Annotated in this window: 18 protein-coding genes; 8 read left to right on the top strand and 10 right to left on the bottom strand. The window is 67.5% G+C overall.

The genetic code is table 11. The features are described from left to right. The 3 genes from EER34_RS15890 (at position 1) to nhaA (ending at position 2737) form a co-directional block, all read left to right on the top strand. Entirely contained in the window at positions 1-729 is a 729-nt protein-coding gene (locus EER34_RS15890) for an ABC transporter permease (RefSeq protein ID WP_164743588.1), read from the top strand. 147 nt (positions 730-876) lie between these two features. Continuing rightward, entirely contained in the window at positions 877-1371 is a 495-nt protein-coding gene (locus tag EER34_RS15885) for a hypothetical protein (protein ID WP_127476528.1), read from the top strand. Positions 1372-1462: 91 nt separating this feature from the next. Then, a complete protein-coding gene (gene nhaA / locus EER34_RS15880; RefSeq protein ID WP_240642448.1) occupies positions 1463-2737 on the top strand; it encodes a Na+/H+ antiporter NhaA in 1275 nt (424 codons plus the stop codon). Between the two features lie 144 nt (positions 2738-2881). Here nhaA and EER34_RS15875 read toward each other — a convergent pair whose 3' ends face one another. Beyond that, positions 2882-4243: a hypothetical protein gene (locus EER34_RS15875; protein ID WP_240642447.1), complete on the bottom strand. Its 1362-nt coding sequence runs from the start codon at positions 4241-4243 to the stop codon at positions 2882-2884. Between the two features lie 195 nt (positions 4244-4438). Here EER34_RS15875 and EER34_RS15870 point away from each other — a divergent pair, with 195 nt between their 5' ends. Both EER34_RS15870 and EER34_RS15865 read left to right on the top strand, forming a co-directional pair. Then, complete coding sequence (locus EER34_RS15870) at positions 4439-5692, top strand: molybdopterin-dependent oxidoreductase (protein ID WP_240642446.1); 1254 nt, start codon at positions 4439-4441, stop codon at positions 5690-5692. Then, positions 5662-6183, top strand: a complete 522-nt coding sequence (locus tag EER34_RS15865) for a hypothetical protein (RefSeq protein ID WP_164743587.1) — start codon at positions 5662-5664, stop codon at positions 6181-6183. The genes EER34_RS15870 and EER34_RS15865 overlap by 31 nt, the downstream gene beginning before the upstream one ends. On the opposite strand, the gene EER34_RS15860 is transcribed toward EER34_RS15865, so the two are convergent. The 3 genes from EER34_RS15860 to EER34_RS15850 are packed head-to-tail and all read right to left on the bottom strand — an operon-like array spanning position 6173 to position 8132. Further along, positions 6173-6862, bottom strand: a complete 690-nt coding sequence (locus tag EER34_RS15860; protein WP_127476524.1) for a methyltransferase domain-containing protein — start codon at positions 6860-6862, stop codon at positions 6173-6175. The genes EER34_RS15865 and EER34_RS15860 overlap by 11 nt on opposite strands. Continuing rightward, entirely contained in the window at positions 6859-7476 is a 618-nt protein-coding gene (locus EER34_RS15855) for a TIGR04282 family arsenosugar biosynthesis glycosyltransferase (RefSeq protein WP_127476522.1), read from the bottom strand. Before EER34_RS15855 ends, EER34_RS15860 begins: the two co-directional genes overlap by 4 nt. After that, entirely contained in the window at positions 7473-8132 is a 660-nt protein-coding gene (locus EER34_RS15850) for a glycosyltransferase family 2 protein (RefSeq protein WP_127476521.1), read from the bottom strand. Before EER34_RS15850 ends, EER34_RS15855 begins: the two co-directional genes overlap by 4 nt. A gap of 114 nt (positions 8133-8246) precedes the next feature. On the opposite strand from EER34_RS15850, the gene EER34_RS15845 reads away from it, so the two are divergent. Both EER34_RS15845 and EER34_RS15840 read left to right on the top strand, forming a co-directional pair. Then, positions 8247-8987: a response regulator transcription factor gene (locus EER34_RS15845; protein ID WP_127476955.1), complete on the top strand. Its 741-nt coding sequence runs from the start codon at positions 8247-8249 to the stop codon at positions 8985-8987. After that, positions 8974-10149: a sensor histidine kinase gene (locus EER34_RS15840; RefSeq protein ID WP_127476519.1), complete on the top strand. Its 1176-nt coding sequence runs from the start codon at positions 8974-8976 to the stop codon at positions 10147-10149. Before EER34_RS15845 ends, EER34_RS15840 begins: the two co-directional genes overlap by 14 nt. A gap of 4 nt (positions 10150-10153) precedes the next feature. On the opposite strand, the gene EER34_RS15835 is transcribed toward EER34_RS15840, so the two are convergent. The 6 genes from EER34_RS15835 to EER34_RS15810 all read right to left on the bottom strand — a co-directional run bounded on the left by EER34_RS15835 (position 10154) and on the right by EER34_RS15810 (position 14858). Next, positions 10154-11203: an NAD-dependent epimerase/dehydratase family protein gene (locus tag EER34_RS15835; protein WP_127476518.1), complete on the bottom strand. Its 1050-nt coding sequence runs from the start codon at positions 11201-11203 to the stop codon at positions 10154-10156. Beyond that, on the bottom strand, positions 11200-12012 hold the full coding sequence (locus tag EER34_RS15830; protein WP_127476516.1) for an MTAP family purine nucleoside phosphorylase: 813 nt from the start codon (positions 12010-12012) through the stop codon (positions 11200-11202). The genes EER34_RS15835 and EER34_RS15830 overlap by 4 nt, the downstream gene beginning before the upstream one ends. A gap of 158 nt (positions 12013-12170) precedes the next feature. Further along, positions 12171-12893: a cytochrome c biogenesis CcdA family protein gene (locus tag EER34_RS15825; protein WP_240642445.1), complete on the bottom strand. Its 723-nt coding sequence runs from the start codon at positions 12891-12893 to the stop codon at positions 12171-12173. A 47-nt stretch (positions 12894-12940) separates the two neighbouring features. Next, positions 12941-13444: a thioredoxin family protein gene (locus EER34_RS15820; RefSeq protein WP_127476512.1), complete on the bottom strand. Its 504-nt coding sequence runs from the start codon at positions 13442-13444 to the stop codon at positions 12941-12943. A gap of 621 nt (positions 13445-14065) precedes the next feature. Continuing rightward, positions 14066-14299 (bottom strand): hypothetical protein, encoded by a 234-nt coding sequence (locus EER34_RS15815; protein WP_127476511.1) that lies wholly within the window; start codon positions 14297-14299, stop codon positions 14066-14068. 103 nt (positions 14300-14402) lie between these two features. Then, on the bottom strand, positions 14403-14858 hold the full coding sequence (locus tag EER34_RS15810) for a hypothetical protein (protein ID WP_127476509.1): 456 nt from the start codon (positions 14856-14858) through the stop codon (positions 14403-14405). A gap of 362 nt (positions 14859-15220) precedes the next feature. On the opposite strand from EER34_RS15810, the gene EER34_RS15805 reads away from it, so the two are divergent. Further along, positions 15221-16717, top strand: a complete 1497-nt coding sequence (locus EER34_RS15805) for a hypothetical protein (protein ID WP_127476507.1) — start codon at positions 15221-15223, stop codon at positions 16715-16717. The last annotated feature ends 179 nt before the right edge of the window (positions 16718-16896 follow it).

The raw sequence follows: 16896 nt of genomic DNA, 5'->3' as shown, positions 1-16896 counted from the left end.
TTGACGAAGCTCCTGCGGTCTCTCGTCGGCATCATCGCCGGAGTCGCGTTCTCCGGCGGTGTCGCCGTGATGTGCGCGGTGATCCTCGGCATCGCGCGCTCAGGGGATCGTGTGCTGATCGCGAAGCTGGGTCCCGGGATGACCTTCGACTGGTCAGGGCTGCTGTCGGGGGCAGCGCAGATCACCGGTGCCGGCGGGTTCATCGCCTGCGGGGTCGTCGTCGCATGGGTCTTCGCGCGCGAATTCGCCGATGGGACGATCACCGGACTTTTCGCGACACCCATCTCCCGCCGGGTGATCGCCGTCGCGAAGATCGCCGCTGTGATGATCTGGGCGATCGCGGCCGCCGGGTTGCTGGTGCTGCTTCTCCTGGTGGCGGGGTTGGCATTCGGCTTCGGGATGCCGCAGCCCTCGGAGTGGGCCGGGCTCGGACGTCAGTTCGCGCTGGCCGTGCTGACGGCGGTCGTGGTGCTTCCCGTCGCATGGGTGGCATCCCTGACGCGGTCGCTGCTTGCCGCGATCGGCTCCGCGATCGGGCTCCTCATCCTCGCCCAGATCGGGGTGCTCGCCGGGGCGGGCGCGTGGCTCCCGTTCGCAGCGCCGGCGCTGTGGGCCATGACGGGCGGTGAGGGTGTGTCCGTGGTTCAGCTCGGCCTGGCTGCGCTGGTCGGATTGGTCGGCGTCGCAGCCACCACGATCGTCTGGCATCGGCTGCAGCTCGACCGGTGACAGCCCGAATCGCGAGATGCGCGCGCCGCGGCCCACCCTCTCCCGATTGAGGCGTATGGTCGATCGAGTCCGCGCGGAGCTGTCGGACGAGGTGAGCCGGGAAGTCTGGTCGGCGCTGCATCAGCGACCCGACCGAAAGGTGCCATCATGACCGCGGATCACATCGTCCGAGGCGATCATCTCCCCGTCTTGATGCCGCTCGCCGTTGTCCAAGCATCCGGTCCGGACTCGCCCCGCGCACTCATCTGGGGCCTTGACCTTCGCGACGAGAAGTCTCGGCACGCCGCGCAGAAGCGACTGCGACACGTCTGCCAGGACGTGGAGAGCGTCGCCGGAATGTACCCGCGGCTGACGCACGTGCTGGTCGCGTACACCCACGGCGGATCATTGCCCGAGGGATCATGCCTGGGCAGCGCCGCCCACGCGGCGACACGGATCCACTCCACCTTGGAGCGGACCCGGGGTCGTCCCATCGATGTCGTCACCCTCGACGTCACCGGTTGGGAGAACGGCGAGCTCCTCCGCGACCGCGTTCTCGAAACCGTCGCCACGGCGCGTGACGCCGCCGGCGACGTCGCGCTCGGCTGGCACGACATCGTCGACACCCCGATCCATGCAGCAGCGATGCGCCAGTTCTATTGAGTCATCACGGGCGACCAAGGAGCGGAAGGGAACCACAGTCGGGTCGCGCATCGACTGATGAGTCCGTCGCATCACCCATCGAAAGCACACCGTGACACAACCGACGAATCGCCGCTTCCCGGCCCGCCTGGTCGCCTGGGTATCTGACGACATCGTCGCCGGCAGCATCATGATTGCGGCGGCCGCGCTGGGGCTCGCATGGGCGAACTCCCCGGTTCGCGACTCCTACACCGCTCTCTCAGAGATCACCGTCGGCCCGGCCGCCCTCCATCTGGACCTGACGCTGTCGACCTGGGCGGCCGATGGGCTCCTCGCGATCTTCTTCTTCGTGGTCGGCGTCGAACTCAAGCATGAACTCGTCGCGGGCAGTCTGCGCAGCGTCCGCGAGGCGGGCGTGCCCGTCGCTGCCGCCGTCGGTGGCATGATCGCGCCGGCCCTGATCTACACGGCCGTCGTGCTCACGACCGCGCCCGGCCCCGCCCTGCATGGCTGGGCGGTGCCGACCGCCACCGACATCGCCTTCGCGCTGGCGATCCTCGCGATCTTCGGGCGCGGCCTGCCCAGGCCGCTCCGCCTCTTCCTTCTGACGCTCGCCGTCGCGGACGACCTGCTCGCCATCATCGTGATCGCGATCTTCTACAGCGACGGCTTCCACCCGCTCGCCTTCATGGGCTCACTCGCAGCGGTGGCGCTGTTCGCCTGGGCGGTACGCCTCCGCCGGTTGCGCTGGTGGCTACTCATTCCCCTCGCGGCGGTCGCCTGGGTATTCATGCACTCCTCCGGCATTCACGCCACCATTGCCGGCGTCCTGCTCGGCCTCTCCGTCCCTGCACGAACCCTCTACGGGGAACCGAAGCCCCGCACTCGCCGGCTCGAGCACACCGTACGGCCCGTCTCGTCCGGCATCGCACTGCCGGTCTTCGCGTTCTTCGCGGCCGGGGTGACGGTCATCGGCCAGGAGACCGGGCCGCTCGCCGCGCTCACCGAACCCGTCGCCGTCGCCATCCTCGTCGCTCTCGTCGTCGGCAAGCTCGTCGGCGTGCTCGGAACGACAGCACTCGTGACTAGGCTCACCCCTCTCCGCCTGCCCGACGGAATCGGTCTGCGCGACCTCTTTCCGATCGGCCTCCTCGCCGGAATCGGGTTCACCGTGTCCCTGCTGATCGCCGAACTCTCCTTCGGAGACGGCGAGCACGCCGCACCCGCGAAGTTCGCGATTCTCACCGCCAGCGTCATCGCCGCCACACTCGCCGCCATCGCGCTGCGATGGGACGCCCACAAGAAGCGTCGCGCCGACATGAACCAGGACGGCGTCGACGACGCCGACTCCGGAGTCATCGGCCGCTTCGATCATCTCGACGACTGACGCGAAGCGACTTCGAGGGCGGGGTGGCTTCATGTCGGCAGACCGGGGGCCACCCACAGGCTCAGCGTGGTGACGAAGAGCAGGACGATCCCACGCCGTGGCGCAGCGAGCCTGCCGAGGCGAAGCGGCGAACGCGACGACCGGTCACCATCCCGTCGCGAGCAAGTGCTGCACCGCTATGGCGAAGGCGAGCTGTCCTCCGAGCCCCCACCGACGCCATCGTTCGGAGAGCAATGCGGTGCCGATGAGCAACCAGGGCACGAAGGGAAGCCAAATGCGTTCCACCTCGGCCTTGCTCATCCCCGAGAGATCGGCGACCAGCACGGTGAGCAGCGCTGCCAGGGCGAGGGTGACGATGACCGCCTCATGGCGAGTGGCCGATCGGATGCCTTCAGCCCGGCGCAGCGCGACAGCCACCCCCGCGCCGACGAGTGGTCCGGCGCTGAAAGCGAGGGCCGCGAGGTTGGCCCAGATCCAGTAGAGGTACGGCCGGTTGGTGGCGACCCCGGCCCAATACCGCTCGACCAGGACCGGATACGCCTCCCACCACGCGAACCCCGAGACGGCGAAGGCCAGCACCACGAGCACGGCGGCGCCGACGGCCCAGGGGAGCGGCGTCCACCGGCGGCACAGGATCAGGATCGCGACGGCGAGGATGCCGAGCAGCGGCAGCCCATAGGACAGCATCACGCAGTAGCCCAGAATGAGTCCGGCGAGGACCGCCCACAGCGCGGTCGCGGACGCCCGGCGCGCCGTCGCTGAAACGGCGAGGACGCAGAGACCCCACGCGGCGATCGCGCCGAACACCGCGTCAGCCGACACCGACATCCAGATCGCGGCCGGTCCCAGAACGAGGAAAGGCGCCGCCTTCCGCGCGCCGGCCTCTGCCCCCAGCTGTCGCAGGGTGAGCATCACGGCGACCGGTGTGGTCGCCGCCACAACGGTGACGACGATGCCGGCTGCGAGCCCACTGCCCAGACCGAGTCGCGCGAGGACGATGAAGAACAGCAGTGCGCCGGGCGGGTGTCCGGCGATGTGGACCGGCCAGTTGCCGACGGAATCGAGGGGGATCCGGGTGATGTACTCGCGAAGCAGCGCGCCGACGTCCGTCACGGCGCGGGCGGTGCGCAGGTACTCGTACTGCGTGTCGAGAATCGTCGCGATCCCCGCCCAACCGTCGACCAGCGCGAGGCTCAGCATCCATACGAGTGCGCTGAAGAAGGCGGCGATCAGCAGTGTCCGCCACCGCATCCGGGCCGCGAGGTCGACGGCGTATCGCGCGGCGAGGAGTGCCAGCACGATCGCTGCCGGGGTCCCCGGCCCGATGCGCGGCATCCACTGCGCGTGCAACGGCGGGAACCATCGGACATGCACGTTGAGCCCCGACAACAGGGGGAAGAGCATCGCGGCGACGATGAGCAGCAGCGCGATCCCGAGCCCGATCCACGGCGTCGCCGCTGCCATGCGTGAGCGCCTCGACGGCGCGGCGAGCAGATCGGTCGTCACAGTCCGAGGCTAGAGAGGCGCCGACGCGCCCGTGGTGCGGAGACCTTACGGACTGCGAACGTCGACCGTTCGCGGTTCGTCACATCTGGCGCCCGATCCGATCGCTTGGCCGACTTAGAGTCGGCTCGACGAGGGGTGACGGCTATGCATTTGGCGGCGAGACTGCATCGCCTGCTCCATGGGATCAGGCATTCCGTGGCATCGCCGGCGCGCACTCCCCGGCTCGCCGTGGTCTTCGGCCGGCTTCTCGCAGCCGCGTTCCTGATCTGCTTCGCGACCGGTCTGTACAGCCACTTCCTGCAGGATCCGCTGCCGTGGATGGTGTTCCCGACTCGACCGGTGTGGATCTACCAGGTCACCCAGGGCGTGCACGTCACGGCGGGCATCGCCTGCTTCCCGCTGCTGTTCGCGAAGCTCTTCACGGTGTTCCCAGAGCTGTTCCAGAGCCCGCCGGTGCGTTCGTTCGCGCACCTGCTCGAACGTGCCTCGATCGCACTGTTCGTCGCGGCATCCCTCATGCAGGTCACCATCGGACTGCTCAACACCTACCAGCTCTACGCGCTGTTCGGGTTCTCCTTCCGGCTCACGCACTACGCGCTGTCATGGATCCTGATCGGCTCTCTCGCGATCCACATCGGCGTCAAGCTGCCGATCATCGCCCGGTACTGGCGCAAGCGGGACGCCTATGACGAGGCCGGAGCGCTCGTCGAGCGCGAGACAGACCCGGATGCCGAACTCGACGTACCTGATGAGCTTCAGCGGCTAACCGGCCGAACCCAGGCGCAGGGCTTCACCGGACGGCTGTTCGCGTGGATGGATCGCACGCCGGCAGCGCGCCTCCCGGATGACGTCCGCGACACCCGGCGAGGATTTCTCACCACGATCGCCGTCGCGACCACGGTGCTCGTCACCACGACGGGAGGCCAGTCCTTCCGATTCCTCGACCCATTCAACGCGTTCGCTCCGCGCAAGCGCGGCGTCGGCCCGCAGACCCTTCCCGTCAACCGCACCGCGAAGGCCGCCGGCGTGCTCCCGGCTGCGACGGCACCCGAGTGGACGCTCACAGTCATCAACGGCAGCACACGAGGGGTGTACGGGCGATCGAGGCTTCAGGCGCTGCCCCAGCACGACGTGGTCCTGCCGATCGCCTGCGTCGAGGGGTGGAGTCAGGACGCGGCATGGCGTGGCCCTCGGCTCCGTGATCTGCTCGACTCGGTCGGAGCCGCGGCGAACGCGCGAGTGCGCATCACGAGTCTGCAGACGAAAGGCGGCTTCGCGGTGACCGAGATGCAGCCCGAGTTCACCCGAGATCCGCTCACGCTCGTCGCACTCGAACTCTTCGGCGAGGAGCTCGACATCGATCACGGGTACCCGGCGCGCATCATCGCGCCTGGCCGACCAGGAGTGCTGCAGACGAAGTGGCTGAGCGTGATCGAGGTGATCGCATGACGCTCTCCCCAGAGTCGCGCGCCGGGCGGACGTGGCGTTTCTGGACCATGAACGATGTCCGCGCGATGTTCATCGGCGGGGGGCTCCTCGTGGCGTTGATCGGTGGGATCGTGTTGCTGAACGACATCCCGCCGCGTCAGTATCCGGCGATCCTCGTGTGGCTGGTCGCCGTGCTCATCGCCCACGACGTGATCATCGCGGGGGTGGTGTTCGCCGCCGCATTCGGCGGTCGGCGTGCAGGGGGACGGGTGCCGCTGCGGGCGATCCTCATCGTGCAGGGTGCGCTCGCCGTCGGCGGAATCATGGTGCTGCTCGTGGTGCCGGAGATCGTGAAGAAGGCGATCGGCACGGCGAACCCGACCATCCTGCCCCTGGCCTATGGCGCCAACCTCGCGATCCTGCTCGGCGCGCTGGCGCTGGCAGCGGCCGTCGGCGTCGTGCTGCATGCACGGTTGGACAAGCAGCGCCGGGAAGAGGCATTCAGGTCGTGACGGTGGGCGAGCGCCGAAGCAGGACGAAGCGGCGATCACCGATCGCCCACGCGTCGCAGACCATCAGTCCGCATCGGAGGGCCACCCGCGCGGCTGCGGCCGAACCGACGCGCGCCCACGGGAAGGCTGCACTCTCGAGGCCGTCTTCGCCGACCGCCGTGTAGGTCGCGCAGTCGTGGAGTTCGGGATCGGCGTCCACCTCGACCACGACCACGCCGTCGTCGGCGATGAGGTGGGCGCAACGCAGGAGCAGAGCTTCAGGATCGCCGCCGATGCCGATGTTGCCGTCCATCAGGAGGACGGTCGACCAGCTCCCCTCGAGCGGAAGCCTGTCGAAGACCGAGCGACGGAGCACCGGGGTCCCCTCCGCGGCCGCGCGGACAGCTGCCTCGGTGGAGATGTCGATGCCGAGGGCAGCGAGACCCCGCTCCTCGGCGGCGCGCACCATGCGCCCAGGGCCGCAGCCGACGTCCAGAAGCGGACCTTCCAGTCCTGCCAGCACGGTCAGGTCGGCCGCATTGGCGGGAGCGCGCCACCCGTCTACGTCGACCTGGATGGACGCGACCACATCTCCCACTTTGCGCAGGGCGAGACGACCTCCGCCTCCGCCTCCGCCTCCGCCGAGCAGGAGGGCGTACGGCTCGTCCCCGCCTGCACCGAATGCCACGATGCTGCTCACGCGGCCCTCCCGTGCTGCGCAGCTTCGGCCAGGGCGCGGGCGAACCTCGAATCCGGGATGGCTGCGGCCACTGCTCTCGCGTCGGCCGCTGTGTCGACGTCGCGGAGGATGTTCAGCTGCGCCACGTCGAGCCCTGCATCGAGCATCGTCGCGAGCTGCCGCTCGCCGGTGTCCGCACGGGACATCGGCACCCCGCGGATGACGTCACCCCGCGGTTCGCGCATGCCGAGAGCCCAGAACCCGCCGTCCTCGGCCATACCGATCACCGCATCCGGGCCGGTCGGCCAGCTCAGGTTCGCCGCCGACACCTGCGGTGTGTCCATGCCGATCAGCAGGGAAGGCTCGTCGAGCATGTCGAAAAGCACGGCGATGCGCTCGTCCAGGGTTCCCGGACGCTGCGGCACGACCTCGAAAGCGTCGTGCCACGACGGGTCGGGATCTCCATCGAAGTAGAGGATCCGCCGATCCACCGCCGCGGTCATCGCCGTCTCCAGGGTGTCCGCCAGGCTGGCGGCGGCGATCCGCGCCGCGGCTTCCAGTGTGAACGGCGGGTGCAGGCGCGTCTTGACCCTCCCCGGGACGCACGCCTTCGCGATCACCACCAGGGCCGTCACGTGCGCACCTCGCGCAGGACGCGGTTCATGTCGTGCACCGCGGTCAACGTGCCGCGGACGGTCCCCGTCACCTTCGACCGCCCGATGCGCGGCGAGTACGTGACATCCGTCTCGACGATCCGCCAGCCTGCGGCGGCCGCACGGAGCACCATCTCGAGGGGATAGCCGCTACGCCGGTCCGCGAGGTGCAGTTCCCGCAGGGCGTCGGTGCGCGCAACCCGCATCGGCCCGATGTCGGCCAGGTGCACGCCCGCGAGGCGGCCAATGCGACGTGAGAGGACTGCGTTGGCGGCACGCGCATGCAAGGGCCAGGCCGAGCGCTCCGTCGGCACCCGGCGGCCGAGAACCAGGTCGGCACCGCCCTCGAGCAACCCGACGAGCTGCGGGAGCACGGCGGGATCGAGTGAGGCATCGGCATCGCAGATCGCGACGACGGGGGCATCGGCCGCAGCGACTCCCGCCGCGACGGCGGCGCCGAATCCCCTGCGGTGCTCGACGACGACGGTCGCCCCGGCATCCCGCGCCAGCCCGGCCGAACCGTCGGTCGAGCCGTTGTCGACGACGATGGCACGGTAGTTCGCCGGCACTCGGTCGAGCACCCAGGGCAGCGCCGCCGCCTCGTTCAGGCACGGGAGCACGAGATCGACGTCAGCCATGGTCCGACGCTAGGCGCGTCCGCTTTCGGCGTCGCCGCGAAAGTCTTACGGACCGCGAACGCCTCCGCCGGACACACGCGAGCTCTCGAATGCCGGGCGTACTGTGAAGGCGTGATCGCCGAAAGCTCGCGTGCCCTCGGGAACGAGGACCTCATCGACCGCCGGGTGCTCATCGTGGATGACGACCCGACGGTCGCCGAGGTGGTCGCAGAGTACCTGCGCTCTGCAGGCTTCGTCGTGGACCGCGCCGCCGACGGATTCGAGGCGATCGAGGCAGAGGCGCGGATCTCGCCCGATCTCATCGTGCTCGATCGGATGCTGCCCGGAATCGACGGGATCGAGGCGTGCCGTCGTATCCGCCGCACCAGCTCGACCCCCATCATCCTGCTGACCGCGCTCGGCAGCGAGGAGGAGCGCATCCGCGGCTTCGAGGCCGGGGCTGACGACTACCTCACCAAGCCGTTCTCGCCACGCGAACTGGTGCTCCGTGTGCAATCCGTGCTGCGTCGATCGCTCGGCGACTTCGCGCCGGAGTCGGCGCTGGATCGGGGGCCGTTCCACGTGGACCCGGCCGCACGCGTGGCGATGATGAACGGCGAGCTGCTTCCGCTCACCGTGCGTGAGTTCGATCTTCTGTCGTTCCTCGTCAAGCATCCGCGTCAGGCGTTCAGCCGTGAGGAACTGCTCAATGCGGTCTGGGGGTGGAAGTACGGAGACCTGTCCACAGTGACCGTGCACGTCCGGCGCCTGCGCGAGAAGATCGAGACCGACTCGACGCAGCCGACGCTGCTCACGACCGTCTGGGGCGTCGGCTATCGCCTGGACGTCGGAGAGGATGCCGATGAGCTGGCCTGATCTGCTGCAGGTCGCCGGCCTGTCACTCGCGATCACCGTCGCAGTCGGCTGCGTCGCGTTCTTGGCGCTGCGGGCGCTGCGCCGGTCGTCGCTCATCGTGCAGGTGTGCGTCCTGGTCTTCGCCGCGGTGCTGGCGGTGATCTTGAGCATGGTCGGCGCGTCCTGGCTGATGTTCCTCTCGGAACACGACCTCACCGTGGCCGTCAACGTCGCCGTGATCTCGGGCACCGTCTCGCTCGCGCTCGTGGCGTGCCTCGGCATCGTCGTGGTGCGCAATGCCCGCGCCCTCTCGCGCGCTGCCCGCAGCATCGGCGCCGGCGAGCGAGTGGATGCCGTCGGCCCGCAGTCCAGCGCCGAGTTCCGCGCCCTCGCCGATGAGCTCGTCTCGACGAGCGCGAAGCTCGTGGAGTCACGCGAACGTGAGCATCGCATCGAGGAATCGCGACGCGAACTCGTGGCCTGGATCGCACACGACCTGCGCACTCCGCTCGCCGGGCTCATGTCGATGGCCGAGGCGCTCGAGGATGAGCTGGCGGCCGACCCGCAGCGCTATCACCGCCAGATGCGGGAGCAGGTGAGCCGGCTCTCGGCGATGGTCGATGACCTCTTCGAGCTGTCCAAGATCGACTCGGGCACGCTGCGGCTCTCGCTCCAGGACGTGTCTCTGTACGACGTGATCTCCGACACCGTCGCCGACCTTCGCCCCCTGTCGCGGGGTCGCGACATTCGGATCGAGCCCGGGCTCGGCCGGGATGCGGTCGTGCACGCCGACCCTCGCGAGCTCTCTCGCGCCATCTCCAATCTGCTGCTCAATGCGATTCAGCACACCCCTCCGGGGTCGCCGATCACCGTCGCGGCGGCCGTTGTCGACGGGAACGCTTCCGTCACGGTCATCGACACCGGCGGGGGGATCGACGAGGACGATCTGCATCGGGTGTTCGACCCCGGATGGCGCGGCGCGAGCGCTCGCACCCCGGACCCCCACCCCGAGATCCTCGGCGAATCGCTGCGCTCGAGCGGTGCTGGCCTCGGACTCGCCATCGTCCGCGGTATCGCCGCCGCGCATCAAGGGGAGGTGACCGTGCGCAACGTTCCCGGCGGCTGCCGATTCGACCTCATCCTGCCCAGTGCCGAAGGCGGACGCCAGGAGTCGTTCGCGTAGGCGGTCAGACCCGCATCGGACTGGTCGAGAACTCACGCATGCCCTCCGCGAGGGCGATCGTGGGCTCCCAGCCCAGCTCGGACCGGGCGCGAGCGGACGATGCGGTGATGTGACGCACATCCCCGGAGCGGAAGCCACCGGTGACGACGGGTTGCGGCCCGCCGTGCGCGCGTGCCAGCTGCCGCGCGACGTCGAGGATCGTCGAGACCACTCCCGACCCGATGTTGAACGCGCGAGCCGCAGCGGGCGGGGCACTCTGCGTCCATTCGATCGCGCGCATGTTCGCCGCCGCGATGTCGTCGACGTGGATGAAGTCTCGGCGCTGGCCGCCGTCTTCGAAGACTCGGGGGGCTTCGTCGCGCTCGAGGGCGGAGCGGAAGATCGCAGCCACTCCCGCATAAGGGGTGTCGCGCGGCATCCCCGGTCCGTACACGTTGTGGTAGCGGAGCACGGCGGCGGTCCCGCCGGTCTCCTTCGCCCAGACCTGGACGAGGTGCTCCTGCGCGAGCTTCGACACGGCGTACAGGCTGCGCGGATCCAGCGGAGCATCCTCGTGCGTGAACGCCGGCGTCAGGATCTCCCCCGTGACGGGATCTCGCGGCTCGAACATCCCCGCTCGCAGGTCCCGGTCTACGCGTGGACCGGGCCGGACGTCGCCGCGGGGACCGACGTAGCGTCCCTCCCCGTACACCACCATCGACGAGGCGAGCACGAGTCGGCTGATCCTGGCCCGCGCCATCGCGGCGATCAGCTCACCCGTGCCCAGCACGTTCGCCCGCACATAGTCGGGCGCGTCGGCGACATCGACCCCCATGCCCACCTTGGCTGCCTGATGGCTCACGACGTCGACGCCCGCGAGACAGGCATCCAGTGCGCGCGAGTCCGTCACATCCGCCCGCACCAGCTCGACCCCATCGACCCTGGCGGGCTGCGAGGTGTGCACGTCCGGCGAGAGCGCGTCGATGACTCGCACATCCCAGCCCGCCGCGCGCGCGGCGACCACGATGCGCGAGCCGATGAAGCCCGCGCCGCCGGTGACCAGAAGCAGACTCATCGCGATCGCATGCCCATCACCTGAGCGACCGCCTCCCTGTCGATCAGCCGGCGCGGAGCGTAGTCATCGGGAACGGATGCCGCGATCCGCTCGATCGCGTCGATCAGGCGCGGCCGGGCCTCGGCGAGGCGCGCGAACACGATCTCCGCCGTCACGGCGTCCTCCGCCCGCTCGCCGCTGTCGACGTCGGTGACGACGCAGAGCGCAACCATGTCGATGCCCAGCTCGGCGGCCAGCGCGGCCTCCGGGTACAGGGTCATGTTCACGAGGTCGATCCCTGCCGCCCGATTCATGCGGGACTCGGCGCGGGTCGAGAACCGAGGACCCTGGATGACCAGGACGGTGGCGCCGTCGACGAGTTCGGGGCAGGCGGCGAGCGCGAGCTGCCGCACGCGCGAGTCGAACGGGTCGGCGAAGGGAAGGTGTCGCACGAGCGAGCCGTCGAAGTAGGAATCGGCGCGGCCGTGGGTGCGATCGACCAGCTGATCGGCGATAGCGATCGTGCCGATCGGCAGATCGGGGTTGAGGGAGCCGACCGCTGCGGTGGAGATGAGCACCCGCACTCCGAGTGAGGCCATCGCCCAGATCGTGGCGCGGGCGGGGAGCAGGTTCGGCGGCACAGAGTGATCGGAGCCGTGTCGGGGCAGGAAGATCGCTTCACGGCCGCCGAGGCTCCCACGGCTGAAGCTCACCGTGCCGAAGGGGGTAAGCACGTCGACAGCGTTCGGAGTCTCATCGCCGAAGAGCTGGTACAGACCGGAGCCGCCGATGACCGCCACCGGCGACCGGCTTCGGATTCGTTCGCCCATGGCCCCAGGCTGTCACTCTCGACGGTCGCGACTCATCCTCCGGCATTACAGAACGGTGACCATCCTGGATGGAGCCACGCGATGCCTGCTCTTGGGCACGGGTGCGTTCTCGAGCAACCTGACGCCTGTCGCACGCTGCCGCCCGCGGGATCCGAACGTCACCGTGCGCCGAGGATCTCCTCAATCCGCGCGATCGGGTCGTAGAGCCCGGCGTCGAGGATCCACGTCTGCAGTTGCTTGTCGAAGCCGGTGATGACGGCGACGCCGACGAGGACAAAGGCGACGCCGACGATCCGACGGAACCATCCGTCCGGATTCGCCAGCCAGCCCAACCACCGAACGAGGCGGCGCCCCAGCAACGCGATCAAGAGCAGCATCCCCGCCAGGCCGCTCGCATAGGCGACGATGTACAGGAGGCCCTCCGCGAACGACACGGGGAGCACGGCAGCCACGATGAGTGCGTACGTTGGGCTGCAGCTGGAGAACACCGGGCCGAGGGCAGCTCCCGTCAGCACGTCGCCGGTCAGGCTCTGCCGGGCGAGCGACCTGTCCAGCATCACACCGCTGCGCGATTGGAGTCGCAGCGCCGTCGACAGGCGATCCCACAGCGACGGAAAGACCAGGTTGATGCCGAGCACGACCAGAATGCCGCCGGAGACGACCTGCCACACCTGCGGCGGCACGCCGAGCAGTGCGGTCGACGCCTTCAGCAGGAGAGTGAAGACGACGACGCTGACTGCAAGCGATCCGGCAATGACGAACGGACGCCATCGAGCGCGACGCTCGTCTGCACCGCGCACCATGGCGCCACCCACAACGACGGGAAGCAGCGGCAGCACGCACGGTGCGGCCACCGTCAGCACACCGGCCGCGAGGGCCAATCCGAGAGAGCCGATCACCCGTCCGGTCCCATTCCTTCGCTCGGCCGTTACGGTGCAGCGGCGATCAGGGAAGCGACCGACGGGTCGTCGTAGAGGACCGCGCTCGACAGGAGCTCACCGGTGTCATCGACGAATACGATCGTGGTCTGCAGCGTCACGCCGTATCTCTGTCGCAGATCCGTACGCGAGTCGTAATCGACCTTGAGAACCGTCATCCCTTCGGGCGCGCCCTCGGCCAGCAGCTGCTCGTCGAGCTTGCGACACTGGGGGCACCACGGCGCGTGGAAGAAGAGGACCTTGGCCCCCTCGGTCCGCTCGATGGCGCCGTCGGTGTAGTCGATGTACTCGCCGCCTGTCGCTCCGGGCGGCGCGACGGACGCCGTGCCATCGCCTGACGGCGTCGCCGAGGGAGCCTGCTCACTCGCGGAGGCGCTAGGGGAAGCGACGGACTGATCGCTCGCGTCTGATGAACCGGCACCAGGGCCTGCGCACGCCGACAACACCACGGCACCCAATACCGAGATCGAGAGTCCGAGCGGTCGACTCGCCATGGTGTCCTCCAGTCCGGGCGGATGCCCACCGGACCCAAGCTATTCGAGTGAGCGAGCAGAGGCGGGGGGCAATCCTTACCGACTGGGAACACTGTGCGGCGACGGCCCCCGTTCTCAGGGCTCTCTTCAGCACAGCGCGACGAAGCACGCCGCGCATCGAGGTGCTGGGCTGTCACAATGCGACCTCTGGAGGGGTCGAAACCGGCGTTGACTATGCCAGTAGGTGTGTCACGCGACCTGGACGGAAGAAAATCCCTTGAAAACACTGGGATCGGAGCGGCGGAGGATAGGGGATTCGAACTCTCATTTTGTGGGGTGCGCATGGCCGCTTTTGCCGCGTAATTACACGGTTTCGGGATACCGAATTAGTGGCACACCAGCATCCCCATGCACTTAGATGCACGGCGTGTCGCGGTTAACTGTGCCAGTAGATGTGTCCCGCGGCGTGAGTGGTGAGCCAGGCGTGCTTCGGTGGCTCTGTTCCACAATGAGCCGGTGGACCCATCGGCACGGGCTCCGCTCGAATTCGGGCTGGCGGGCAGTTTGCGGATCGCTCCTCCCAGCGCTCGGTGCCCAAGGCCACCTCGGTAGCCTGCTGTCGAGCGCACGGAATGGATCGCTCTAGGTGCGCGAGTCGAGAGATTGGTCAGCGGCCGCCGGCGCAGTGTCGGTGGCCGCGAGATCCCGTGGCGGCCAGGTCACCAGAAGAAAGGCGGCGAGGGGTCCGAAGAACAGGGTGAGCAGGAACCAGGTCCATGCCGATCGATTGCGCGTCCGTGCATAACCGCCGGCCAAGATCGCCGCCGTAAGCCAAAGGGCAGAAATCGATCCTGTGATCGATGGGTCGATGTTCATAGCGCGACGCTAACCCACTCCCGCGGCGAAGCCAGGTCCCATCCGAGAGATCTCGGTAGTCATTCAACGCTCGCACCACGATCGTTCGTCGCGCACGCTGATGTCATTCCGTAGCGCGGTAGATCTCTGCACCTGATTCGTCCAGGACGATCACCGTCTTCAGATCGGGAAGGGGCGAGTTCTCGCCTCCGGCGGTGAAGTTCTTGAAACCCATGGCGATACCGGCAGGGTGGATGCCTTCAGCTGGCGCGGTGACCACCACTTCGATATCGGTCGGAGTCAGCGGAACTATCTCCACCACATTGCACGCCCAACCGATGTCGTCGTTCAGACACGCATCCTCGAGACTGTCGGCCTCCAGCATCGCGGCGACGTGGGCGGCCACTTCCGCACCGGTCACCTCGGTTGTAGCGCCCGGGGTCGTTCCACCGGGTGTCGCGACCGCAGCCGGCGACGAAGCCTGGGGTGTGGGCGACGCTGTGCAGGACGCGAGGGCGAGTACCGCTAACCCGATCGCGGCAGTCGTGAGCCCGCGCCATCGGAGCTGAGAGATCGTCATGCGCGGAGCATATCGTCGTGCTCCGAGAGGCGGCGGGCTGCTTCAGAGCCGAAAACCCGCCAAAGGATCCCTATTCGCGCGATGCCCGGAGTAGGGACGACCGCGGGCACCGGACTCGCGCAAGGTACTGCTCACCGTCGGCGGCGCAGTGCTTGCGGCCATGGTCCTTCGGCATAGCTTCGCCGCGAGGGATGAGCTCGCCGAATCTCGCAGCAAGTAGTACGAGTTTCCGACCGTAGTGGATTCTGCCGCGCCGAGCCCTTGCTCGTTGCATCGTTAGGTGATCCGGCCGCGCCCGCCCTTAGCTAGTCGCTGCGCGGACGCTCGCCGAGCGCACGCCGTAGGCGCGATACATTTCCCCAATGGAGAACTCAGCTGGGGAGAACCACGAAACTCTTGGTGCCGAATCTGTGACCGTCGTCGACGCCGAGCGCGAGGCCGCCACGTCGGACTCCGATGACGAGATTCGGGAGCTTTCGCGAGATGACCGCTTTCGGTTCGTCGGCCAAGAATTTCGAGACGCGATTGAAGCCCTCCGTGAAACCCACGATGAACTGGCGCCCGCAGCATCAGACCTTGACTCGTTAACGAAGGTGTGGGACGGCACGGTTGAGGAATCGAAGCGGCTCACCAAGGAGGATCGCGCTCTTCTGGTACCGGTCTTTCAGAACCTTCCGGACGAGGGGCTCTCCGCCAATGAACTTCTCGACCGACTATGGGACGCGATCAAGGACACGGACTGGGGGCCCGGGCTCATGTACCACTTCGTCCGACGCGTGTATCGGCCGCGACGCCAGCCGATCTTTCACAACGCCATGCTCATCAGCGCGGTGGCAGCATTCGAGTCCCATCTCGCAAAGCTCGCTGAGGAGTACTATCGCGCAGCACCCGAAGCTCTCCATAAGCTCCCGAAGGAAGCCACAAAGGAATTCTCGTTGCGGGAGCTGCAGGCTCTCGGATCGCTTGAGGACGCAATCGAGTTGGCGATCGAGCGCCGAGTAACGGAACTGATGTTCGGCAGCCTTTCGGACTGGAAGAAGTTCTACTCAGAGCGCATGAACATCGACATGGCCGAACTCTGCGGCGCGTGGGACAACATTCATGAGATTTTCGAACGTCGGCATTGCATAGTTCACAGCGAAGCGCGCGCTTCTCGACGATACATCCGGACAAATCCGAAGGCCCAGCTACGGGAACCTCTGGATACGGACGCTCAGTACGTGCAGGACGCGCTGGATGGCCTCGAGTTGCTGGGCATACTTCTCCAAACGGCCGTGTGGGCGAAGTTCGCGCTTGACAAGCAGGAAGTGATCGACGCGAGCGAAGTTGTTGCTTTTGACTCACTCAAAGCATCGCGGTGGCAGTTCAGCTATCGCCTGTACGAGCACTGGCAGAACCTCCCTCTCTCCGAGGCCGAGCAACGTATGGCAAGGGTCAATCTGTGGATCGCGCGGAAGAATCTGCACGGGTTGGCCTCGATTCGGAAAGAGGTGACCGAATGGGATGTGTCCGGATCCGACGAGATCTATGACTTCGCGAAGCTCTGCCTCCTCGAAGAACTCGAGGCAGCCTTCGCGATGCTGCCAGTGATGATCGAGCGCGACAAGATCGGCGGGAAGGGCGTTGCGACGTGGCCGCTCCTAGCGCCGCTGAGGGAGGACCCGCGTATTCAAGACTACGCAGACATCATGAGGGATTACCTAAGCGAAGAAGCGGACATCACCATTGAGAACGCGGAATCGGATGCTCGCCTAACCGCAAGACCCGAGGCCGGTCCTGAGGAACTATTACCGGACCCTGACGACACCAGCGGCGGAAGCGAACCATCTGATCCGCCGCAGACGAGCAGGATGTCATGAGCGTTTGGGACGGTCCGTTGAGGAGGGTGGCTGACGCGGGTCGCCCCGTCGTGCGTAAACCGGTCGGTCAGCGGGCGACCTGTGCGGTCTCGTTTGGAATCCGGACTGTTTGATATCTTGCATTGCATGCTAGCTTGTCACGCATGATAGCTTCAGCCGGCGCTCAACTGCGTAAGGGT

Origin of the sequence: Microbacterium sulfonylureivorans (assembly GCF_003999995.1) — a bacterium.
GTDB classification, from domain to species: Bacteria; Actinomycetota; Actinomycetes; order Actinomycetales; family Microbacteriaceae; genus Microbacterium; species Microbacterium sulfonylureivorans.
This window is presented reverse-complemented; position numbering and strand designations above follow the sequence as displayed.